Origin of the sequence: Micromonospora sp. NPDC050495, assembly GCF_040655175.1 — a bacterium.
Taxonomy (GTDB): domain Bacteria; phylum Actinomycetota; class Actinomycetes; order Mycobacteriales; family Micromonosporaceae; genus Micromonospora.
The window spans coordinates 1-21,531 of sequence record NZ_JBFAJK010000053.1 but is presented as its reverse complement, the minus strand read 5'-3'; the positions used below and the strand labels follow the sequence as shown (position 1 = coordinate 21,531).

The window sequence follows — 21,531 nt, the reverse complement described above, 5'->3', positions numbered from 1 at the left end:
CCCACGCGTCTCTCAACAGCGTGAGACAGCAAACCACGTCCGCAAAAACTCTGCACAGCCTAACCGACGAAATTCTCCGACATGTGACCTGACGGCGGCGACAGATCCACTGGGCGGCCCGGCCGGACCATGCGAAAGGCCCCTGTCCAACACAGTGGAAGGGGCCTTTCGGACAGCTCGGATCAGTCGGGCCAGCGGCCGGTGAGCCGGCGTACGCCGACCGCTCCGCCCCGGTCCACGGCGGCGCGGACGACCGCGAAGATCGCCCCCTGCAACGCCGCGGCGGCGAGGATCTCGCCCCAGCGGCGGTCCTCGTCGGTGGCGCTGGGCGCCTCGCCGTCACCGGCGGTGAGCTTCCAGACGTGCCGGAAGATCACCCCGGCGACGGTGCCGGCGGCCAGGCCCATCAGCACCCCGACCGGCTTGTAGACGACCCTGCCCATGCCCTTGCTCACCTGCGCCTCCCCCGGACGATCAGCAGCAGCACCGCGGTGGCCACGGCGCCGGCCGCGACCGCCGCCCACGGCACCGGGCTACGCCCGACCGAGCCGCCCTTCTCGTACGCCTGCGCCCGGACCACCCGGGCCTTCTCCGCAGCCTGCCCGCGCACCCGCGCCACGGTCAACGCCGCCTGCTCCCGCACCCGCGCCTTCGCCTGATCGGCGGAGTGCCGCACCAGGGCCTTGACGTCGGCCCTGGCCGCGAGCAGCTCCATCGTCTCGCCCAGTTCCACCCGGGTACGGCGGATCTCCTGCCGGAGCGCCTCCACGTCCCCGGTCCCGTTGCCGGTCATGCCCGCCTCCCGTCCTTCACCGCGGCGGTGACGGTGTCCACGTCCGCCCGGACGCTACGGACCGTCGCCTCCGGCACCGGCGGGACAGCACGACTGACCTGCTTCTTGCCGACGAGCGCCAGGATCCCGGCGAGCAGGAAGAGCGCCACCGCCACGATCAGGGCGGCCAGCCAGGCCGGCATCACCAGGTCCAGCAGCAGGATGACGGTGACGATCAGGGCGCCGGCGCCCCAGAAGGCCATCACCCCGCCGCCGCCGAACAGACCGATCCCGATCCCGGCGTGCTTGCCTTTCTGGGTCAGCTCCGCCCGGGCCAGCGCCAGTTCGTCCCGGACGAGGCGGGAGACCTGCTCGGTGGCCCGCTGCACCAGTTCGGCGGTGGACGGCTCGTTCCCGGTCCGGGACGCGCTGCGACTCGCGACGTCAGCCATGCTGTCCTCCTTTCGTCATCACCGCGCTGTATGCCCGGAGTCGCCGCCCGTCAATCCTGCGCGGAACGGCCGGTCGGCCCGGCCGCGCGCCACCGGACGCCGGCCGCCGGGCGGCGACCGGATCCGGGGCGTGGGCAGCAGGTCCCCCGGATCCGACGGAACAAACCCGGTCGGCCCGATATGTCGCGGCCGACACGGCATCCCGCAGGTGCAACGGGCCGACCGGCGCGCAGGTCACGACGGACCCGGCGGCGACCGGGAAGCCCGGCGCCGCCCGGAGGCCGGGCCGATGGGCGAAGCCGGAGCGGCCTGGGCCGGGACCACCGGGAGGCCGCGAGCCCGGGTCGTCGGAGCGCGGACCGCCCCGGAGCCGGAGCGGCCGGGGCCGGGTCAGCGGCGGGTGTCGGCGTGCTCCTCGCGGCCGACGAAGACCTCGCTGCGGGCCTCGCCGTCGTCGCTGCCGCCGAAGACCCGGGCGTCGTCAGGGACCTCGGTGTCCGGCGGCCGGCGGGCCGGGTGGCCCGGCCGCCCGGCCTGCCAGGGCAGCGTGCCGCCGGTCTCGCCGAGCTCGGCGCGCAGCCGGGGCAGCGCGCTCGGCCGGTGGTCGCGGACCCAGCCGACCAGGTGCTCGCGGACCAGGCAGCGCAGGTCCCACAGGCTGCCCGCGTCGGCGGCGCTGACCAGCGCGCGCACCTTGATCATGCCGCCGGTGGCGTCGGTGACCTGGAGTACGCAGACCCGCCCGTCCCACAGCTCGGTGCCCTCGCAGAGCCGCCGCAGCTCCTCCCGCATGGCCTGCACCGGGATCGCCCAGTCCAGGTCGAACTCGGCGGTGCCGAGCACCGCGGCCTCGGTACGCGTCCAGTTCTGGAACGGGGTGCTGGTGAAGTAGGAGGTGGGCAGGATCAGCCGCCGGTCGTCCCAGATCTGCACCACCACGTAGCTGAGGGTCAGCTCCTCGATCCGACCCCACTCTCCCTCCACCACGACCACGTCGTCGAGGCGTACCGCGTCGCTGAAGGCGAGCTGGAGTCCGGCGAAGACGTTGCCCAGCAGGCTCTGCGCGGCGAGCGCGGCGACCACACCGACCACACCGGCGCTGGTGAGCACGCCGGCGCCGATGCCCCGGACGGCGGGGAAGGTCATCAGCATCACGCCGACGGTGAGCACCACGATCACCGCGATGGTCAGCCGGCGCAGCAGCACCACCTGGGTCCGTACCCGCCGGGCGTGCCGGTTGTTCGGCACGTCCACCCGGAACCGGGCCAGCGCGGTGTCCTCCGCCACCACCAGCAGCGAGGCGACCAGCCAGGCGGCCGTGGCGATCATGGCGAGCACCAGGGCGTGCAGCACGAGCTTGCGCCACGGGCTGCCCACCGCGTAGCCGGTGCTGAACCGGACCGCGAGCTGCACGGCGAGCACGGTGGCGGCCACCTGGAACGCGCGGTGCGAGTGCTCGGCCAGCTCGGTCATCAGCAGCGCGCGTCGGCCGAGCCGTCGGGCCAGCCGGTGTACCACCTCGACCAGCACCAACGCGACCGCCGCCGCGCTCAGCGCGGCGGCGGTCGTGACGAGGTAACTCTGCACGAGATCTCTCTCCCTCTCACCGGCCGGGAACCGGGCAAAGGCCCAATGGTGCCCGGCCCCGCCCGGTATCGACCAGGATCAGACCCGGCGATAGCGGGACTGGAGGAAGCAGTAGACGCCGAACGCGGCGACACCGAGCGCCATCAGCGTCAGCAGCACCGGCCCGTACGACTGGTCGCGCAGGGTACGCAGGGCGGCGTCCAGGCCGCGCGCCTTCTCCGGGTCGTAGTTGACGGCGGCGACCACGATCAGCACGCCGGCGATGGCGAAGACGGCGCCCCGGGCGGCGTACCCGGCCATGCCGAGCCGGCGGGTCAGCCGGTGCGTCTTCGGGCTCATCTCGCCGGTCTTCAGGTTGCGCTCGAACTTCTTCTTCAGGCCGTAGATGACCATGCCGATGCCGACCGCGGCGAGCACCAGGCCGGCGAGCCCGACCAGCCACCGGCCGCCGTCGGAGGCCATCAGCTTCTCGGTGAACTGCTGCTGCTGGTCCGCGGCGTTGCTGCTGGCGTCCTGGACCACCTTGATCGCGGTCCAGCCCAGCCAGACGAAGACGACCACCCGGACGACGGAGGCGATCCGTTCGAACAGCTTCTCCCGGCCGCGCCGGAAGCGGTGACCGATGACCGCCTCGAACGCCTGCCAGATGGCCATCGCGAAGAGGCCGACCGCGATGGCGACCAGGAGGAACTTCCCGAGCGGCTGGGCACCGAGGGTGCGCAGCGCGCCGTTCTGGTTGCCCTCCTCGCCGGACTTGCCGAACGCGATCTGCACCGCGAGCCAGGCGAAGAGGAGGTGCACGATCCCGTAGCCGATGAAGCCGGCCCGGGTCAACAGTTCCAGCCACCTGCTGTTCGCCGTCCGGGCGGCGGTGGCTTCGGCGTTCCGGGTGAGTGACATGGCGGCACAATCACCGAAAGCGAAGATTTCCAAACGTCGGCCGCCTCGACGGGACCGGTCAGCTGGTCGCGTTGTGCGCCACCCGGATCACCACCTGCTGGTCGGTGACGCTGTCCAGGCTGACCTGGAAACCGCCGACCTCGGTGGCCTGCTGGCCGGAGGTGAGCGTGAGTTGCTCGCCGGCGACCTCGACGGTCACCTGGTCGCCCTGCGCGCCGACCAGCTTCGCCTCCACCCCGAAGATGGAGGCGCTGGCCTCCACGCCCCGGTCGAAGGTGACGGTGCAGGCGTCCAGGCCGCAGTCGGTGGAGGCGCCCTCCGCGCTGCACCCGGCGAGCAGCGCGGCGCCCAGGGTCAGCCCGGCCAGCAGGCCGGCGATGCGACGGACGGGGGTCGGCGAGGGGGAAACGCGTCGGTTCGTCACCCGGACAAGGGTACGGGGCCGAAACCACCACAGGCCGGGCGCGCGCCGCCCGGTGGCGGCGGCCGGACGGGGCGCCCGCCGCGGGCCGGACGCGTTGAGCAGGGCGCTTCCCGGCCCGCTAGGGTGCCGGGATGGTCTTCGACGTCGCCCGGGTACGGGCCGCCTACCCCGCCCTGGGCGAGGGTTTCGTCCATTTCGACGGTGCCGGCGGCACCCAGACCGCGCGACCGGTGATCGACGCGGTGGCGACCGCGATGGGCGCCGCCGTCGGCAACCGCAGCACCGCCTTCGAGCCCGGCCGGCGGTCGCTGGAGCTGGTCGCCGCCGCCCGCTCGGCGGTGGCCGATCTGCTCGGCGCGCAGCCCGCCGGCGTGGTGCTCGGGCCGAGCGCCACCGCGCTGACGTACACCCTGGCCCGCACGCTCGGCGCGGGCTGGCGGCCGGGCGACGAGGTGGTGGTCTCCCGGCTGGATCACGACGCGAACGTCCGGCCGTGGGTGCAGGCGGCGGAGGCGGCCGGGGCCACCGTGCGCTGGGCCGAGTTCGACCCGGCGACCGGTGAGCTGCCCGCCGGGCAGTACGAGGAACTGGTCACCGCGCGGACCCGGCTGGTCGCGGTGACCGCCGGCAGCAACGCCACCGGCACCGTGCCCGACGTGCCGGCGATCGCCAAGACGGCGCACGCCGCCGGCGCCCTGGTCTGCGTGGACGGCGTCCACGCCGTGCCGCACGGCCCCACCGACCTGGCCTCGCTCGGCGCGGACTTCCTGGTCACCAGCGCCTACAAGTGGTCGGGCCCGCACCTGGCGGCGATGGCCGCCGACCCGGCCCGGTGGGCGGCGCTGCGCCCGGCCAAGCTGCTGCCCTCCTCCGACGCGGTGCCGGACCGCTTCGAGTACGGCACGCCGAGCTTCCCGCTGCTGGCCGGGGTGGCCGCCGCCGTGGACCACCTGGCCACCCTCGACCCGGACGCCACCGGCAGCCGGCGGGAGCGGGTCCGGGCCGGGCTGGCCGCGGCCCAGGCGCACGAGGAGGTCGTCTTCGCGCGGCTGCTCGCCGGGCTGGCCGAGCACCCGGCCGTCACGGTGTACGGCTCCCCGGCCCGGCGCTGCCCCACCGTCTCGTTCCGGGTCGCCGGAGCGGCCCCGGCGGAGACCGCGGCGGCGCTGGGCGCGGCCGGCTTCTGCCTCTCCTCCGGCGACTACTACGCCTACGAGTACTTCGAGGCGATGGGGCTGCGCGCCGGCGGTGGCGCCGTCCGGGCCAGCGTCTACCACTACAACACGGTCGACGAGGTGGACCGGTTGCTGGCCGAACTGGACCGGCTGGCCGGTGGTGGGGAGAGAATGGCCCGGTGAGCTTCCTGGTCGAGGAGAACCCCGCCGCCCGCCGCTTCGAGATCCTGGTCGACGACGCGTTGGCCGGGTTCGCCGCCTACCAGCCCCGCGGTGAGGTGCTGGTCTTCACCCGCACCGAGGTGGACGACCGGTTCCAGCACATGGGTGTGGGCGCGGCGCTGATCCGCGGCACCCTGGACCAGATCCGCGAGCGGGGCGGCCGGGTGGTGTCCCGGTGCTCGTTCATGGCCGCGTTCATCGAGCGGCACCCCGAGTACGCCGACCTGGTGGTCCCGGACGCCTGATCCCGGCCGCTCGTGTCGGCCGGGCGCAGGCGGTTCAGCGAGCGCCGGCCAGCAGCTCGGCGACGGCGTACGCGGTGGCCCGGGTGGCGCCGTGGGTGGCCAGGTGCACCGCGCCGGCGACCAGGGCGGGCACGCCCAGCTCGACCACCACGGCGTCCGGGCGGGCGGCCAGGGCGCGGTTCACCGCCGCGCGCATCCAGTCGTGCCGGTGCAGGTCCCGCACGACCAGCACCAGGGGGCGGCCGGCCGATCCGACCGCCGGGTCGGCCGGGACCTCGCCCTCGGCGTACCGGACGGTGGTGGTGCCGGGGACGAGTTCGGTCAGCGGCCCGGCGATCCCCCACGGCGTCTCCGCGCCGATGGCGATGTTGTGCGGCGGGGCGAACTCCACCACGTGCGCCGGGCCGGCCAGTGGCGGCAACCCGGCCCGGCCGCCGGTAACCCGCAGCGCCCGGCGGGCGGCGGCCAGCCCGATCGGCGGTCCGTCGCGGCGCGGCGCGGCCGGCCGGTCGGCCCGGGCCGCGACGGTCCAGGCGGCGAGCTGGCCGACCCGCTTGGCCGCCTCGGCCAGCCGCTCCTCGGGCAGCTCCCCGGCCAGCACGGCGGCGACGATGGCGTCGCGCAGCTCGACCGCGTCGGCCTCGGTGGCCCGTTCGCCGCCCACGCAGATCGCGTCGGCCCCGGCGGCGAGCGCGCGCACCGCGCCGCCGGTGAAGCCGTACCGGTCGGCGACGGCGCGCATCTCCACGGCGTCGGTCACCACCACGCCCTGGAAGCCCAACTCGTCGCGGAGCAGCCCGCCGAGGATGCGCGGGCTGAGGGTGGCCGGCAGCTCCGGGTCGAGGGCGGGCACCAGCAGGTGCCCGGTCATCACGGCCTGCGCCCCGGCGGCCACCGCGGCCCGGAACGGGGCCAGCTCGACGGCGTCCAACCGGGCCCGGTCGGCGCCGATCCGGGGCAGGTCGTGGTGGGAGTCGACCCGGGTGTCCCCGTGGCCGGGGAAGTGCTTGGCGCAGGCGGCGACCCCGCCGGACTGGAGCCCCCGGATCCAGGCCGCGGTGTGCCGGGCCACCAGGGCCGCGTCCGCGCCGAAGGAGCGCACCCCGATCACCGGGTTGGCCGGGTTGGAGTTGACGTCGGCGTCCGGCGCGTAGTTGAGGGTGACGCCCACCGCGGCCAGTTCGGCGCCGAGGTCCCGGGCCACCTCCTCGGTCAGCGCCTCGTCGTCGACCGCGCCGAGGGCGAAGTTGCCGGGCCGGGTGCTGCCCCGGGCCGACTCGATCCGGGTGACGTCGCCGGCCTCCTCGTCGATCGCCACGATCACGTCGGGACGCTCGGCGCGCAGGGTCGCGGTGAGGGCGGCCACCTGGTCGTGGTCGACGATGTTGCGGGCGAACAGGACGACCGAGCCGAGCCCCTCGCCGAGCCACCGGCACACCCACGGTGGCGGGGTGGTGCCGACGAAGCCGGGTTGCAGGACGGTCGCGGCGAGCGCCGCCAGGTCCCCGGTCGATCCCGCGATCCGCTCGCTCATGCGCTGTCGTACCCCCGTCTCCCCACGGTCCGCCGCCCCGGCGGTGCTGACATGGTCACACCTGGCTCCCTAAATAGTCAACAATCCTTACTGTTAGCTCCTGGCGCACCGCTACCGCCCGTGGGAGAGTGCGACCATGCCTTCCGCGCTGCTCGCCGACGCCACCACGGCCGCGGACATCCCCGGCGTACGCCTGCTCGGCCTGATCGTGGGCGGGCTGTTCCTGCTGATCGCCATCCGGGCGATGTTCCGCCGCTGAGCGTTCGGGTCGCCACCTCCCCGGGTACCGCTCCCCTCGTCCGGACACGCACCCGGCACCGGACGCGGCGAGGGGGAAGCATGAAGATCGGATACTTTCTGTCCAGCGAGGAGTACACCCCGGCGGAACTGCTGGCCCAGGCGCGCGGCGCCGAGCAGGCCGGCTTCCAGGCACTGTGGATCTCCGACCACTACCACCCGTGGGTCGACGCCCAGGGCCAGAGCCCGTTCGTCTGGTCCACCATCGGCGCGCTCAGCCAGGTCTGCCGGCTACCGGTGACCACCGCGGTCACCTGCCCCACCGTCCGGATCCACCCGGCGGTGATCGCCCAGGCCGCGGCGACCAGCGCGGTGCTGCACGACGGCCGGTTCGTGCTCGGGGTGGGCACCGGCGAGGCGTTGAACGAGCACATCCTCGGCGACCCGTGGCCGCAGGCCGACGTCCGGCTGGCGATGCTGGAGGAATCGATCGAGGTGATCCGGAAGCTGTGGACCGGTGAGTTCGTCAACCACCACGGCGAGCACTACACGGTCGAGCACGCCCGGATCTACACGCTGCCCGACACGCCCCCGCCGATCTACGTCTCCGGCTTCGGCGCGAAGTCGATCGACCTGGCCGCCCGGATCGCCGACGGCTACGTCAGCACCATGCCCGACGCCGACATGGTGCGCCGGTTCCGGGACAACGGCGGGGGCGACAAGCCCTGCCAGGCCGGCTTCAAGGCGGCGTACGCCGACAGCGAGGACGAGGGCGTGCGGATCGCGTACGAGCGCTGGCCCAACTCCGGCGTGCCGGGTGAGCTGTCCCAGGTGCTCCCCTCGCCGCGGCACTTCGAGCAGGCCGCCCAACTGGTCCGGCCGGAGATGATGAAGGAGTCCTTCGTCTGCGGCAACAACGTCGACGCGCACCTGGAGATGATCGACAAGTACGCCAAGGCCGGCTTCGACGAGATCTACGTGGCCAACACCGGCCCGCACTGGCAGGGCCTGTTCGACCTCTACCAGCGTGAGGTGCTGCCCCGGCTGCGGTGACCGGCCGGGCCTCGGCCAGGCCGGGCGGCCGGTTCCGTCGGCGCTCGGCTGCCCGGACGACGATCCGGCGCAAGCCGCGCCCGCGATAATCGGGTGCGCGCCGGACGCCCCAGTCCCGATCATGGTCGACGTGCACTCCGCCCTCACGGTGACCCCGGCCGAACTGCCCACGCTGCTGCTGCACGTGGCGGTGGTCCGGCCTGTCTTCGTCTGGGGAGCACCCGGCATCGGCAAGAGCTCGCTGGTGCGCGCCTTCGCCGACTCGCTCGGGCTGCCCTGCGTGACGCTGGTCGGCACCCAGCTCGCCGCCGAGGACCTGATCGGGGTGCCGGAGCTGCGCGACGGGCGCAGCCGGTTCGCCCCGCCCGAGTCGATCGCCCGGGACGAGCCGTACTGCCTCTTCCTCGACGAGCTCAACTCCTCCAGTGCCGAGGTGCAGAAGGCGTTCTACTCGCTCATCCTGGACCGCCGGATCGGCTCGTACGAGCTGCCGGCGGGCTCGATCGTGATCGGCGCCGGCAACCGGGCCACCGACAACGCGCTCGCCCGGCCGATGGCGTCGGCGCTGGTCAACCGGCTGGTGCACGTCCACCTGCGCGCCTCGGCCACCGACTGGCTGGCCTGGGCGACCGGCGCCGGGGTGCACCCGTGGGTGCTGGACTACCTGACCGAGCGCCCCGACCAGCTCTGGGTCGCCCCGCCCAAGACCGAGGAGCCGTTCTCCACTCCGCGCAGCTGGCACATGCTCTCCGACGCGCTGCACTCGTTCGGCCCAGAGGTCGACGAGGCGACGGTGCGGCTGCTGGCCGGCGGGACGCTCACCGGGCGGCACGCGGCGGACTTCACCGCCTACGTCAAGACCGTGCGGCACCGCTACGGCCTGGATGCCATCGTGCGCGGCGATGCCGGCTGGCCGCGGGCCGTCCAGGACCGCGACCTGCTCTACTTCTTCGCCGAGGCGTTCCGGGCCCGGCTGGTCAGGGAGCTGCCCGCCTCGCGCGAGCACGCCTCGCCCGCGGTGCGCGACTTCGCCGTCCGGGCCAAAGGGCTGCTGGTCGAACTGGCCGAGATCAGCCTGGAGTGCGCCCAGCTCGTCGTCGCCACCGACGACGACGGGATGCCGGTGCTGCCGGCCTGGTTCCTGGTCGAGGTGACCCGGGACCTGCCCCGCCTGGTCGCGGCCCGGGCCTGACCGGTGGCCACCCGACGCCGCGCCGGCCGCCGGACGGACCCGAACGAGGAGGCGTTCGCCCAGGCCGAGAAGCGGGCGTACGACCACCCGATGTTCCGGCCGCTGCTCGCCGACGGCCACCCCCGCGCCCGGTTCCGCTGGACCGAGGACGAGGCGCTGGCGAACGGGCAGGGCTGGGCCCGGGTCGCGGGCGACGGGGAGATCGTGGTCGACCGGCGGCGGCGCGCCGACCCCGACGAGTGGTGGTGGGTGGTCGCCCACTGCCTGCTGCACCTGGGCTTCGGCCACCTGGACCCGGACCGGGCCGGCCGGGCCGACCAGGCCGCCACCGTCGCGGCCTGCGTGGCGGTCGCCCGGTTCCAGCTCGACGCCAAGCTGGGCCGGCCGCCCCGGATGCCGCCCACCCCGTTGCCCGGCACGGCCGAGGAGCGGCTGGCCGCCGACTGGCGCCACCGCGGCGTGCCGCCGGAATACCTCGACTGCGGGGTCGGCGGGCACGGCGGGGATCAGGTCCACCACGTCACCCCGGCGCAGCGGTGGGCCGTCGCGAATCCCGCCGGCACCCGCTGGCGAACCTGGCCGGAGCGGTTCGCGGTAGGGCTGGCGGCGGCCGCCAGCGCGGCCGTGGCGGCGGCGGGCGCCCCGAAGCCCGGGCCGGGTGGAGTGGACCGGGACACCGGCTGGGAACGGGCGCGGCGGTGGTTCGTCTCGTCGTACCCGCTGCTCGGAGCCCTCGCCGCGGGCTTCCGGATCGTCGCCGACGTCGAGCTGGCCCGGTCCTGGGACATCGCGGTCGCCGCCGTGGACGCACACGCCGGGGAGATCTACGTCAACCCGCTGCGGATGCTGCCGGAGGCGCAGTGCCGCTTCGTGCTGGCGCACGAGATGCTGCACGCGGCGCTGCGGCACGGCGACCGGGTCGGGCACCGGGACCCGTACCTGTGGAACGTGGCCACCGACTACGTCGTCAACGGCTGGCTGGTGGAGATGGCGGTCGGCGAGCCACCCGACGGGCTGCTGTACGACCCGCAGCTGCGCGGCCTGTCCGGCGAGGCGGTCTACGACCGGCTCGCCACCGACCTGCGCCGGTACCGCAAGCTGTCCACGCTGCGCGGCCCCGGCCGCGGCGACATTCTCGGGCACGGCGTCCCCGGGCCGCGCGAGTCGGGGCGCGGGGTGGACCTGGACGAGTATTACCGCCGGGCGCTGACCAGCGGGCTGGCGTACCACCAGTCGTCCGGGCGAGGGCTGCTCCCGGCCGGCCTGGTCGCCGAGATCCGGGTGCTCGACGAGCCGCCGCCGCCATGGGACGTGCAACTGGCCCGCTGGTTCGACGAGCGCTTCCCGGCCCGGGAGCGGCTGCGCTCGTACGCCCGGCCGTCGCGCCGGCAGGCGGCCACCCCGGGCATCCCGCGCCCCGGCTGGCACCGTCCCGAGGTGACCGAGCGCAGGCCGACCTTCGGCGTGCTGCTGGACACCTCGGGTTCGATGGGCGCCCGGCTGATGGGGCGCGCGCTCGGCGCGGTGGCCGGGTACGCGACCGCCCGGGACGTGCCCGCCGCCCGGGTGGTCTTCTGCGACACCGTGGCGTACGACGCCGGCTACCTCCCGGTGGAGGAGATCGCCGGCCGGGTTCGGGTCCGCGGCCGTGGCGGCACGGTGCTGCAACCCGGGGTGCGGCTGCTTGAGGCCGCCGAGGACTTCCCGGCGGACGGCCCCCTCCTGGTGATCACCGACGGCGAGTGCGACGTGCTGCGGATCCGACGTGACCACGCGTTCCTGGTGCCGCGCGCGGGCCGGCTGCCCTTCAACCCGCGCGGCCCGGTGTTCCGGATGACCTGACCCGTTTGGCGGGACGCCGGCACCGGTGCCGGCGGGAGGTGCTGCCCCGACTGGGTTGACCGGCCGGGTCAGCCCGCCCCGGGTGGCAGCACCCCGTGCAGGAGCGTGCCGACCAGGGCGTCGACCAGGGCCGGGGCGGGCGGCGGCGGGGGGTCGGACGGGTCGAGCAGCCGGCCCAGCACCAGGTCGTGGCAGACCCCGACGAGCAGGGTGGCGACCGCCTCCGGGGAGGCGTGCGGGGCCACCCGGCCGAGCCGCTGCTCCGCCCGGACGTACCCGGCGAGTTCCGTCCGCAGGTCGGGCCCGCCGGGCGGGCCGGCCAGCGCGCCCAGCCGGGCCAGCAGCTTCGGCTGGGTGGCCAGCCCGGCGAGGGCGGGCAGGATCGCCGCGTGCAGCGCCAGCCCCCGGTCCAGGTACGCCCGCAGGTTCGCCTCGACGGTCCCGTCCCCCGGTCTGGGTGCCGTCCCGCGCTGCGCCGCCTCGACCGTCCGCGCGTACGCGTGCACGGCGTGCGCGAGCAGCTCCTCCTTGTCGGCGAAGTGGTTGTAGAGCACCCCGTCGGCCACTCCCGCCTCGCGGGCGATGTCGCGGACCGTCAGTCCCACGGTGCCCCGGCGGGCCACCAGCCGCTCGGCGGCGGCGATCAGGTGCTCCCGCAGGCTCTGCTCGCCGCCGCGTAGCGCGGCCGCTCTTCTGGGTGCCATCACCGGGATCCTAGGCGTTGCCGGGCCCAGCTCCCCCGTGCGAGCCGGGCCCGGCTGCCGCTCGTCGGGCTCAGCCCGGTCGCCGCGCGGTGACCAGCCAGGCCGCGGTGCGCAGCCGGACCCCGTCCGGTCCCTGGTACGGCCGCATCGCCTCGGCCAGCGCGGTGCGGACCCGGTCGCCGACCGCCGGGTCGAGCGGGGCGAGCCGGTGCCGCACCGGCCCCCAACCGGCCAGGAAACGGCCGGCGTCGGCGGCGTCGCGTCCCCAGATCCCGGGCTCCTGCCGGGGCGCGCAGCTGACGTCGGTGAAGCCGGCCTCGCCGAGCACGGCGCGGATCACGGCCGGGTCGGCGAGGGAGAGCGGCTCGCCGGTGGCGGTGCCGTCGGTGCCGGCCGGCGGCAGGTGCGCGGCCAGCGGCGCGAAGACCGCGCCGAGGTCGCCCCGGCGGGCGTCGTCGAGGCAGACGAAGGCGAGCCGGCCACCGGGGCGCAACGCCCCGCGCACGTTGGCGAACGCGGCGACCGGGTCGGCGAAGAACATCACCCCGAACCGGCTCAGCGCCACGTCGAACCCGGCGGGCGGGAAGGGGTGGACCTGGGCGTCGGCGCGGACGAACTCGACGTTGCGCACGCCCTCGTCGGTCGCGCAGGTGCGGGCCCGGTCCAGCATCGGGGCGGACAGGTCGACGCCGACCGCCCGACCGGCCCCGGCGCGCCGGGCGGCGAGCCGGGTGAGCTGGCCGGTGCCGCAGCCGAGGTCGAGCACCCGGTCGCCGGGGCGGACGCCGGCCAGCAGGGGCTCGTTGAAGCCGCTGTTGATGGCGTCGTAGCGGGCCTGGTGGGTGGCCCAGTGCCGTCCCTCGTAGCCGTTCCAGGCCTGTTCCTGGTGTTCGTTCAGGGTGATTCCCATGCCCCGCCTCCGTATGAACACACGTTCATGAACGTATGTTCATAATGATGGCGGCCGGCGCTGACGTCAATCCCGCCCGGCGCTTCCCCAGCGGTGGACCGCGGCGGTTTCACCGCTGATCGCCGGGGGTACCAGCGGCCCTTGATGAAACTGTCCAGGCACTCGACGACGTTGCGTCGCGCCGCCCGCAGCCTCTTCGGCTGGACCGCGCTGCGACCCAACCAACTGGCCGCCATGCGCGCGGTGATGAAACGACGCGACGCCCTGGTGGTCCTGCCCACCGGCGCCGGCAAGTCGGCGATCTACCAGATCCCGGCCAGCCTGATCCCCGGCCCCACCGTGGTCGTCTCCCCGCTGCTCGCCCTCCAGCAGGACCAGATCGCGGCGCTCAACGAGCGGCAGCGACCCGAGCTGCGGGCGGTCCGGATCAGCTCGGACGAGACCGCGGCCCAGCAGGCCGCCGCGATCGACGAGATCCGCCAGGGCCGAGCCGAGTTCCTCTTCATCACCCCGGAGGCGCTGAGCAACCCGGACCGGCTGGCCGAGGTCCGTGGCCTGCGGCCCGCGCTGGTGGCGATCGACGAGGCGCACTGCATCTCGGCCTGGGGGCACGACTTCCGCCCGGACTACCTGGCGCTCGGGCACCTGATCGAGGGCATCGGCCGGCCGCCGGTGGTCGCGTTGACCGCCACCGCCTCCCCGCCGGTCCGCGACGACATCATCGCCCGGCTGCGGCTGCGCGACCCGGAGGTGGTGGTCTCCGGGCTGGACCGGCCGAACCTCTTCCTCGAGGTGGCGCACTGCCCGACCGAGGACTACCGGTGGCGGCGGCTGCTCACCCTGCTCCGCGACGACAAGCGCCCGGGCATCAGCTACGTGCCGACCCGGCGGGCCGCCGAGGAACTGGCGCAGCGGCTCACCGACGCCGGCCACCCGGCGCAGTACTACCACGGCGGCATGCCCACCGCGGCCCGCCACGAACTGCACGAGGCGTTCCTCGCCGACCAGGTGCCGATCATGGTGGCCACCTCCGCCTTCGGCATGGGCATCGACAAGCCGAACATCGCCTGGGTGGTGCACATGGCGCTGCCCGACTCGCCGGACAGCTACTTCCAGGAGATCGGCCGGGCCGGCCGGGACGGCGAGCCGGCCCGGGTGCTGCTGCTCTGGCGCGCCGAGGACATCGGCCTGCAGCGCTACTTCAGCGGCGGCCTGCCCGACCTCAAGGAGCTGCGGGACCTCGCCGCGCTGCTGCGCAAGGAGCCGCGCGGCAAGAAGGAACTGCGCGAGCTGACCGGGCTCGGCCCGCGCAAGCTCGGCCAGTACCTCTCCCTGCTGGAGCAGGTCGGCGCCGCGGAGCCCCGGCCCCGGCAGCGTCTCGGCGCCCCCCGGTACGCCCCGACGGCCGCCGAGTCGGCCCGCGCGGCGCTCGCCGAGGCCGAACGGCAGCAGGCCGTCACCCGGTCCCGGACCGACATGATGCGCGCCTTCGCCGAGACCACCGGCTGCCGGGGGCAGGCGCTGCTGGCGTACTTCGGCGAGCAGATGCACGAGGTCTGCGGGCACTGCGACAACTGCCACGCCGGCACCAGCGTCGCCGACGACCGGGCGGTCGGGCCGTTCCCGGTACACAGCCAGGTGCGCCACCCGGAGTGGGGCGCCGGCCTGGTGCTCAGCTACGAGGAGGACCGGATGACGGTGCTCTTCGACGAGGTGGGCTACAAGACGCTGTCCGTGCGCGTGGTGTCCGAACAGGGCCTGCTGACCCTGGACTAGCCTGACCCGGGCACCGCGGTGGTGCCCGTCGAACGACGACGACCACGGCGAAAGGGGCCTGATCGTGATCGAGCAGCCGGCGTACACCGGGTTCGGTTTCTCCGACGAGGAGTGGGGGCTGCTGGTCGGTCTGCCGCAGGCGGTCCTCACCGCCGCGAGCGCGGCCGAGTCCGACGGCACCAAGCGCACCATGGCCGAGAACGCCGCCGGGCTGGACACCATCTCGGCGGGGCGGGAGTCGGCCAGCCCACTGGTGGCGGCGGTCGCCGGTGAGATCGTCGTCCGGGTGGGCGACCCGGAGGCGGGCGCCGAGTTGCCGGCCATCGAGCCGGCCGACCCGCGGGCGATGATCGACGACGTGCTGGCCCGGGCCGGCCAGGCGACCACCCTGCTGGCCGCCAAGGTGGACGAGGGGCAGGCCGGGGCGTACCGGCACTGGCTGGTGGAGATCGCCGAGCAGGTGGTCGGCGCCGCGTCCAGCGGCGGCATCCTGGGCATCGGCGGCGACGTGGTGAGCGACTCGGAGCGGCGCTTCCGGGACCGCCTCGCCCAGGTGCTCAACGACTGACCGGCCACCCCGGCGCCGCCGCCCGCGGCGCCGGCGGGATGATGGCCGTCGAAGACGGATGCCGGACGCCCCGGGAGGTCACCGCACGGACCGCCCGGGGTGCCCGCCACGTGTGCTGCCGGCCGACCCGGGGGGAGGGCCGTTGATGGACGCCAGGTTGCAGCCGCACATCCTCGACACCGAGCAGGTGCCCGCGCCGGACCGCTTCGGCCTCTGGCTGGACATGGTCTCGGACTCGCCCACCCCGCTGCGGGTGCGCAGCGACCACGCCGGCGACTTCGTCGCCCGGGCGGAGTTCCTCGAGCTGGGGCCGCTGCTCATCGCCCGCTACCGCTACCCGTCGCTGGACTGCGTCCGCACCCACCGGCTCATCCAGCGCTCCGACCCCGACTACTACCTGCTCGCGCTCACCCTGACCGGCGGCAGCGCCGCCGGTCAGGAGGGCCGGCAGAGCACCCTGGGGCCCGGCGAGTTCACCTTCTACGACTGCTCCCGCCCGCACGAGGTACGCCACCACGGCGACCAGGGCCGCGACGACGCCAGCTCGGTGGTCGCCTTCATCCCGTACGAGGCGCTGCCGCTGCCGTACGCCCGGCTGGCCCCGCTGTTCGCCGGCCGGATGTCCGGCAGCGAGGGCATCGGCGCCCTGCTCGCCGACTACCTGGCCCGGCTCACCGGCCATCCGGAGCAGTACCACGCGGCGGACGCCGAGCGGCTGGCCGGCGTCGGGCTGGACCTGGTCGCCACGATGCTCGGCCGGCACCTGGTCACCGAGGACGCGATCCCGGCCGACGTGCGCCGGCGGGCCCTGCTCGCCCAGATCCAGGCGCACATCCGCCGGCATCTCGGCGAGCCCGGGCTCGGCCCGCAGCTCATCGCCGACGCGCACCACATCTCGATCCGTTCGCTGCACCGGCTCTTCGAGGACGAGCAGACCACGGTGGCCGCGTACATCCGGGACCAGCGGCTGGCGCGGTGCCGGCGGGACCTCGCCGAGCCGGCGCTGCGCGACCTGCCGATCCAGACCATCGCCGCCCGCTGGGGCTTCCGCGACAAGGCCCACTTCAGCCGGGTGTTCCGGTCGGCCCACCAGGAGTCCCCGCAGGCGTACCGGGCCCGCCACGTCGACCCGGCACGCAACGTCAACGCTGCGGCGTTCGCGGTCAACTCCCGGCCGACATACTGATCCCGGGCCGGTCGGGCGACCGGGCGGCCCACTGGTAACGGGGGGCCGCGGCGAGGCGCCCGCGACGGACCGTCGCGGGCGGCCGCCCGGTGCCGTCCGGCCGTCACCCGGCCCGGAGCGCTGCGGCGCGGCCCCAGGACCGATCGGCCGTCATCCGGCCCGGCACGCCGCCACCCAGGTGCGGTGGCCGACCGACCGGATGCGACGCCGCCACCGACTCCGGCCCCGTCGCAACTTCCCCCCAGGACACCCGACGGGGCCGGTCAGGTCTCCTCCTCCAGCAGCACCAGGACGGCCTTCTCCACCGCCTCGCGGGGCATCTCCGGGCCCACCGGGGCCAGCACGCCGTCGTGGTAGAGGTCCACCACCCGGGGATCCACGTAGGACGTCCGGGCCACCGTGGGGGTGTTGCCGAGCAGTTCCGCGACCGACCGCATGACCGCCGCGACCGCCCGCTTGCGCGCGGTCGCCGAGCGCTGGGCGCCGGCCGTGGCCAGTTCGGTGGCGGCCAGCACGGTGGCGTGCCAGGTCCGGAAGTCCTTGGCCGTCATCTCCCCGCCGCTGGCGACGCGCAGGTAGTCGTTCACCTCGTCGCTGCGCACGTCCCGCCAGGCCTGGCCGTCCCAGTAGCCGAAGAGGCGCTCCTGGGTCCGCCGCCGGCGGCGCAGGTTGGTCAGCACCTGGCACAGCTGCGGGTCCTCGATCCGGCGTACCTGATCGATGCCGCCCTTGGCGGGGAACTCGAAGACCACGCAGCCGCGCCGGGAGCGGGCGTGCTCGGGGCGCAGGGTGGCCACGCCGAAGGTGGGGTCCTCGCCGGTGGCGTACTGGTCGCTGCCGACCCGGAACGCGCCCATGTCCAGCAGCCGGGTGACGGTGGCCAGGACCCGCTCCCGGCGCAGCCCGCGCAGGGTCAGGTCGTGCTCGACCTGGTCGCGCAGCGCCGGCAGCCGGTGGGCCACCTCCAGCACGTGGTCGAACTTGGCCTCGTCCCGCTTCTGCCGCCACGCCGGGTGGTAGAGGTACTGCTTGCGGCCGGCCGCGTCGGTCCCGGTCGCCTGGATGTGACCGTTGGGGTAGGGCGAGATCCACACGTCCTGCCAGGCCGGCGGGATGACCAGGTCACGCAGCCGGGCCAGCTGGTCGGGGTCGCGCACAGGCTCGCCCTTCGGGTCGACGAAGAGCCACCCCTTGCCGCGCCGCCGGCGTCCGTAGCCCGGCCGGCCCGGATCGCTACGCCGCAGTCGCACCGGAGACCCGCACCGCCTGTTCCGCCTCGTCCACGGCGGCCAGCACCTCGCCGACGCCGATGGCCGCCAATGTCGGGTGGGTTCCTACCCCACCGGCCGCGGCCCAATCCCGGTCGGTCCCGGGGTGGTGCGCGACCCCGAGCACCCGGTGCCGGACCCGGTCCGGCGGCGGGCCCCAGTGCCCCGGCGGCACCGGGCCGAAGAGCACCACCGAGGCGGTGCCGTAGCCGGTGGCCAGGTGGGCGATGCCGGTGTCGCCGCTGACCACCAGGCGGGCGTCGGCGACCAGCGCGGCCAGCTCGGCCAGGCCGGTGCGGCCGGCGAGCACCGCATCGGCGGCGAGCCCGGCGTCCCGGGCCACCCGCTCGGCCAGTTCCCGTTCCTCGGCGGAACCGGTGAGCACCACCCGGTGTCCCCGCCCGGCCAGCTCGCCGGCCAGCGCGGCGAAGCGCTCCGCCGGCCAGCGCTTGGCCGGGATCTTGCTGCCGGGGTGCAGCAGGGTGGCGCCGGCCGGCTGCCCGGGTCCGGCCGGGCGGCGCAGCGCCAGGTCCGCCGGGTCGGCCGGCAGGCCGTGGGCGTGCAGCAGCCGGCACCAGCGCCGGACCTCGTGCTCGTCGCCGTCCCAGGCCGGTCCGCCGGGGTGTCCGGCCGCGACGTTGCGGTAGGCGAGCAGCCGGCGCGGCCGGGTGGCGGCCAGCGCCCGGTGCGACTGCGGGCCCCGGCCGTGCAGGTTGACCGCCACCTCCGGCGGCGGCCCCGCCCACGCCAGGCGCTGCGGGCCGGCGGTGGGCAGCACCCGGTCGACCGCGCCGGTCAGCTCGGCCAGCGGGGCCAGCCAGGCCGGCGCGGCCAGCACCAGCTCCCGGCCGGGCAGGCCGGCCCGCAGGCCCCGCAGCGCCGGCACCGCCGTGGCGAGGTCACCGACCCCGAGCGCCCGGAGCACCAGGATCACGGGTACGACGACTCCTGCGCGGCGCATACCACCAGCTCCCGCACCGCGCAGCCGGGCGGCTGGGAGAGGGCGAACATGACGGCGGCGGCGGTGTCGGCGGGCTCGTTGAGCACGGCGTCCGGCCCGGGCCGGTACTGCGCGTCCCGCTCGTCGAAGAACGCGGTACGCATGCCGCCGGGGATCAGCAGGGTGACCCCGACCGCGCCGGCCAGCTCGGCGGCGAGCGCCCGGGTGAAGCCGACCACCCCGAACTTCGCCGCGCAGTAGGCGGTGGCGTCGCTGACCGCCTTGACGCCGAGGGTGGAGGCGACGGTGACGATGGTGCCCCGGGACTCCTCCAGGAACGGCAGCGCCGCCCGGATCACCGCCGCCGTGGCGAGCAGGTCCACCGTGACGATCCGCTCCCAGGTCTCGGCCGGAACGTCGGCCAGCTTGCCGGGCACGTCCATGCCGGCGGCGGTGACCACCGCGTCCAGGCCGCCGGAGCGTTCCGCCAGCGCGCGGGTGGCCGCCTCGGCGGCCCGGGTGTCGGCCAGGTCGCACTCGACCCACGGCACCCCGTCGGCCGGGGCCCGCCGGTCGAGCACGAGGGGACGGCCGCCGGCCCGGGCCACCGCGGTCACCACCGCGGCGCCCAGCCCGCTCGACCCGCCGGTGACCAGGACGCTGGGGCCGGCCCCGGGGGACGGACTGCTGCTCATCGTGCTCCCTCCGCCGCGGACCGGGTGACCGCCGTCCGGCGTGCCCCGTCGCCGGGAATCTGTGCCGTGCTCCAGCCCCGGCCGGCGCGGGCCGCGGCGATCATGTCGGTGGTGGAGCGGCCGTCCAGGTACGGCACGACCACCGACTGCCCGCCCCAGCGGGCCAGGATCTCCGCCTCGGGCAGGGTCTGCTCGCCGCCGCCGGAGGCGTAGTCGCCGCCCTTGACCCAGATGTCCGGACGCAGCCAGGACAGCGCCGCGTGCGGGGTCGACTCGTCGAAGATCATCACGGCGTCCACGCAGCTCAGCGCGGCGAGCAACCGGCTGCGGTCGCCCTGCGGCACGACCGGGCGTTCCGGCCCCTTCAGGCCGGCCACGCTGGCGTCGGAGTTCAGGCAGACCACCAGGCAGTCGCCGAGTTGCCGGGCCGCCTGGAGGGTCGCCACGTGCCCGGCGTGCAGCAGGTCGAAGCAGCCGCCGGTGGCGACGACCGTGCCACCGGCCGCGCGGACCTGGGCGATCACCGCGCCGGCCGCGGCCGCGCCGATCCGGTCCCCGCCGCTGACCACCAGCGGGGCGGCGGTCCGCACCGGCGCCGGCAGGGCGGTGGCCACTCCCCCGCCGGCGACGTACGCCGACGCCTCGGCGACCGCCGCCTGCACGGCCTCGGAGACCAGCGCGCCCCGGGCCAGCGCCAGGGTCGCGGCGGTGGCGAACCGGTCGCCCGCGCCGCAGGTGTCCCCCTCGGCCGGCGCGGCGGGCACCACCAGCGGGGTGGAGCCGGCGTGGCAGAGCAGCGCGCCGTCCCCGCCGAGGGTCACTGCGACCGCGCCGGCCCGCCACCGCCGCCGCAGCGCCTGCGCCCCCCGGGACGCGGTGACCAGGCGGGACGCGCCCGGCGCGGCCTTGGCCAGCTCGCGGGCCTCGGACTCGTTCGGGGTGACCAGGTGCACGCCGGGCACCGCCGCCGGGCCGCGCGGGTGCGGGTCCCAGACCACCGGCGCGCGGGTGGCGGCCAGCGCGGCCCGCAGCGCCGGCTGCCGGGCCACCCCCCGGCCGTAGTCGCTGACCAGCACCGCCGAGGCGTCGGCGAGCAGGCGCAGCACCGCCTCGCTCGGTTCGCCCGGCTCGCCGGGCGGCCCGCCCCGGTCGTGCCGCAGCAGCACCCGGCCCCGGGCGTGCAGCCGGATCTTCTCCGGGGTGGCGCCGGCCAGCGGCAGCGCGTACAGCTGCACCCCGGCCGCGGCGAGCAGGGCGCTGATCCGGGCCCCGCCGGCGTCGTCGGCGAGCGCGGTGACCAGCGCCACCTCCGCGCCGTCGGCGGCGGCGAAGAGCGCGGCCAGTCCCGCGCCGCCGGGCCGGTCGACGTACGTGGTCTCGTCCAGCACCGGCACCGGGGAGTCCGGGCAGAGCCGGTTCACCACCCCCTCGACGTCCCGGTCCAGCAGGGTGTCACCGAGCACCACCACGGGTCCCGTCACGCTCGACCTCCTCATCCGGCCCGTACCTCCCGGTCGGGGGCGTCCCCGAGCACCACCTCGACCCCGGTCCGCACCGGGGTGGCCGCCGGGCGGGCGGCCAGCGCCGCGGGCAGCGCCCGGTCGACGTACTCGCAGAGCACGTGGGTGGCGACCAGGTGCAGCTCCTGCACCACCTGGCTGTCGGGCGAGTCGATGGCCAGGGTCTCCTCGCAGGCCTCGGCGAGGGGGTTGGGGCCCGGCCCGGTGAAGGCCCAGCAGCGCAGGCCGGTTTCCCGGCCGGCGTGGGCGGCGGTGAGCAGGTTGGCGCTGGTGCCGCTGGTGGACATCAGCAGCAGGATGTCGGCGGGTCGGCCGTGGGCGCGTACCTG

The 21,531-nt window shown here is 75.5% G+C and carries 22 protein-coding genes and 1 pseudogene; 9 read left to right on the top strand and 14 right to left on the bottom strand.

The genetic code is table 11. The annotated features are described in order from the left end of the window. Positions 1 to 182 precede the first annotated feature (182 nt). The 6 genes from AB0I11_RS30160 to AB0I11_RS30135 all read right to left on the bottom strand — a co-directional run bounded on the left by AB0I11_RS30160 (position 183) and on the right by AB0I11_RS30135 (position 4,135). On the bottom strand, positions 183 to 455 hold the full coding sequence (locus tag AB0I11_RS30160) for a DUF4235 domain-containing protein (RefSeq protein ID WP_357328225.1): 273 nt from the start codon (positions 453 to 455) through the stop codon (positions 183 to 185). Continuing rightward, entirely contained in the window at positions 452 to 793 is a 342-nt protein-coding gene (locus AB0I11_RS30155) for a DUF3618 domain-containing protein (protein WP_357328222.1), read from the bottom strand. The genes AB0I11_RS30160 and AB0I11_RS30155 overlap by 4 nt, the downstream gene beginning before the upstream one ends. Beyond that, the gene (locus AB0I11_RS30150; RefSeq protein ID WP_046566004.1) at positions 790 to 1,224 is read right to left on the bottom strand and encodes a phage holin family protein; all 435 of its coding nucleotides are present in this window, start codon (positions 1,222 to 1,224) and stop codon (positions 790 to 792) included. The genes AB0I11_RS30155 and AB0I11_RS30150 overlap by 4 nt, the downstream gene beginning before the upstream one ends. A gap of 390 nt (positions 1,225 to 1,614) precedes the next feature. Further along, entirely contained in the window at positions 1,615 to 2,811 is a 1,197-nt protein-coding gene (locus AB0I11_RS30145; RefSeq protein ID WP_357328218.1) for a mechanosensitive ion channel family protein, read from the bottom strand. Positions 2,812 to 2,889: 78 nt separating this feature from the next. After that, positions 2,890 to 3,711: a DUF1206 domain-containing protein gene (locus AB0I11_RS30140; protein ID WP_357328215.1), complete on the bottom strand. Its 822-nt coding sequence runs from the start codon at positions 3,709 to 3,711 to the stop codon at positions 2,890 to 2,892. A 58-nt stretch (positions 3,712 to 3,769) separates the two neighbouring features. Then, the gene (locus tag AB0I11_RS30135; RefSeq protein WP_357328212.1) at positions 3,770 to 4,135 is read right to left on the bottom strand and encodes a hypothetical protein; all 366 of its coding nucleotides are present in this window, start codon (positions 4,133 to 4,135) and stop codon (positions 3,770 to 3,772) included. A 131-nt stretch (positions 4,136 to 4,266) separates the two neighbouring features. On the opposite strand from AB0I11_RS30135, the gene AB0I11_RS30130 reads away from it, so the two are divergent. Together AB0I11_RS30130 and AB0I11_RS30125 are read left to right on the top strand one after the other, a co-directional pair. Further along, positions 4,267 to 5,493: a cysteine desulfurase-like protein gene (locus AB0I11_RS30130; RefSeq protein WP_357328209.1), complete on the top strand. Its 1,227-nt coding sequence runs from the start codon at positions 4,267 to 4,269 to the stop codon at positions 5,491 to 5,493. Next, entirely contained in the window at positions 5,490 to 5,777 is a 288-nt protein-coding gene (locus AB0I11_RS30125) for a GNAT family N-acetyltransferase (protein ID WP_357328206.1), read from the top strand. Before AB0I11_RS30130 ends, AB0I11_RS30125 begins: the two co-directional genes overlap by 4 nt. Before the next feature lie 34 nt (positions 5,778 to 5,811). Here the strand turns inward: AB0I11_RS30125 and AB0I11_RS30120 are convergent, their stop codons facing one another. Next, positions 5,812 to 7,311: a glycoside hydrolase family 3 N-terminal domain-containing protein gene (locus AB0I11_RS30120; protein ID WP_357328201.1), complete on the bottom strand. Its 1,500-nt coding sequence runs from the start codon at positions 7,309 to 7,311 to the stop codon at positions 5,812 to 5,814. 136 nt (positions 7,312 to 7,447) lie between these two features. Between AB0I11_RS30120 and AB0I11_RS30115 the strand changes: the two genes are divergently transcribed. From AB0I11_RS30115 to AB0I11_RS30100, 4 genes are all read left to right on the top strand, one after another. Continuing rightward, a complete protein-coding gene (locus AB0I11_RS30115; protein ID WP_357328198.1) occupies positions 7,448 to 7,570 on the top strand; it encodes a hypothetical protein in 123 nt (40 codons plus the stop codon). 80 nt (positions 7,571 to 7,650) lie between these two features. Next, positions 7,651 to 8,601, top strand: a complete 951-nt coding sequence (locus tag AB0I11_RS30110) for a TIGR03557 family F420-dependent LLM class oxidoreductase (protein WP_357328195.1) — start codon at positions 7,651 to 7,653, stop codon at positions 8,599 to 8,601. Positions 8,602 to 8,749: 148 nt separating this feature from the next. Beyond that, positions 8,750 to 9,793 carry a MoxR family ATPase gene (locus tag AB0I11_RS30105; protein WP_357328269.1) on the top strand — a complete coding sequence of 348 codons (1,044 nt, stop codon included), beginning with the start codon at positions 8,750 to 8,752 and terminating at the stop codon, positions 9,791 to 9,793. A 90-nt stretch (positions 9,794 to 9,883) separates the two neighbouring features. Then, positions 9,884 to 11,635: a hypothetical protein gene (locus AB0I11_RS30100; RefSeq protein WP_357328266.1), complete on the top strand. Its 1,752-nt coding sequence runs from the start codon at positions 9,884 to 9,886 to the stop codon at positions 11,633 to 11,635. Positions 11,636 to 11,703: 68 nt separating this feature from the next. Here the strand turns inward: AB0I11_RS30100 and AB0I11_RS30095 are convergent, their stop codons facing one another. Continuing rightward, positions 11,704 to 12,339 (bottom strand): helix-turn-helix domain-containing protein, encoded by a 636-nt coding sequence (locus AB0I11_RS30095; protein ID WP_357328192.1) that lies wholly within the window; start codon positions 12,337 to 12,339, stop codon positions 11,704 to 11,706. A 70-nt stretch (positions 12,340 to 12,409) separates the two neighbouring features. Further along, positions 12,410 to 13,249 carry a methyltransferase domain-containing protein gene (locus tag AB0I11_RS30090; RefSeq protein ID WP_357328189.1) on the bottom strand — a complete coding sequence of 280 codons (840 nt, stop codon included), beginning with the start codon at positions 13,247 to 13,249 and terminating at the stop codon, positions 12,410 to 12,412. A gap of 144 nt (positions 13,250 to 13,393) precedes the next feature. On the opposite strand from AB0I11_RS30090, the gene AB0I11_RS30085 reads away from it, so the two are divergent. The 3 genes from AB0I11_RS30085 to AB0I11_RS30075 all read left to right on the top strand — a co-directional run bounded on the left by AB0I11_RS30085 (position 13,394) and on the right by AB0I11_RS30075 (position 16,779). Continuing rightward, positions 13,394 to 15,025 (top strand): RecQ family ATP-dependent DNA helicase, encoded by a 1,632-nt coding sequence (locus AB0I11_RS30085; protein ID WP_357328186.1) that lies wholly within the window; start codon positions 13,394 to 13,396, stop codon positions 15,023 to 15,025. A gap of 64 nt (positions 15,026 to 15,089) precedes the next feature. Next, positions 15,090 to 15,593 carry a hypothetical protein gene (locus tag AB0I11_RS30080; protein ID WP_357328183.1) on the top strand — a complete coding sequence of 168 codons (504 nt, stop codon included), beginning with the start codon at positions 15,090 to 15,092 and terminating at the stop codon, positions 15,591 to 15,593. A gap of 145 nt (positions 15,594 to 15,738) precedes the next feature. After that, positions 15,739 to 16,779: a helix-turn-helix domain-containing protein gene (locus AB0I11_RS30075; RefSeq protein ID WP_357328180.1), complete on the top strand. Its 1,041-nt coding sequence runs from the start codon at positions 15,739 to 15,741 to the stop codon at positions 16,777 to 16,779. 263 nt (positions 16,780 to 17,042) lie between these two features. Here the strand turns inward: AB0I11_RS30075 and AB0I11_RS30070 are convergent, their stop codons facing one another. The 5 genes and pseudogenes from AB0I11_RS30070 to AB0I11_RS30050 form a co-directional block, all read right to left on the bottom strand. Beyond that, positions 17,043 to 18,029: a DNA topoisomerase IB gene (locus AB0I11_RS30070; protein WP_357328177.1), complete on the bottom strand. Its 987-nt coding sequence runs from the start codon at positions 18,027 to 18,029 to the stop codon at positions 17,043 to 17,045. Then, the gene (locus tag AB0I11_RS30065; protein WP_357328173.1) at positions 18,013 to 18,981 is read right to left on the bottom strand and encodes a glycosyltransferase family 9 protein; all 969 of its coding nucleotides are present in this window, start codon (positions 18,979 to 18,981) and stop codon (positions 18,013 to 18,015) included. The genes AB0I11_RS30070 and AB0I11_RS30065 overlap by 17 nt, the downstream gene beginning before the upstream one ends. Continuing rightward, a complete protein-coding gene (locus AB0I11_RS30060) occupies positions 18,978 to 19,682 on the bottom strand; it encodes an SDR family oxidoreductase (protein WP_357328170.1) in 705 nt (234 codons plus the stop codon). The genes AB0I11_RS30065 and AB0I11_RS30060 overlap by 4 nt, the downstream gene beginning before the upstream one ends. Continuing rightward, positions 19,679 to 21,178: a PfkB family carbohydrate kinase gene (locus AB0I11_RS30055; RefSeq protein ID WP_357328167.1), complete on the bottom strand. Its 1,500-nt coding sequence runs from the start codon at positions 21,176 to 21,178 to the stop codon at positions 19,679 to 19,681. The genes AB0I11_RS30060 and AB0I11_RS30055 overlap by 4 nt, the downstream gene beginning before the upstream one ends. Next, positions 21,175 to 21,531, bottom strand: a pseudogene (locus AB0I11_RS30050) (phosphoheptose isomerase); the annotation flags it as partial. The pseudogene AB0I11_RS30050 and the gene AB0I11_RS30055, both read right to left, overlap by 4 nt.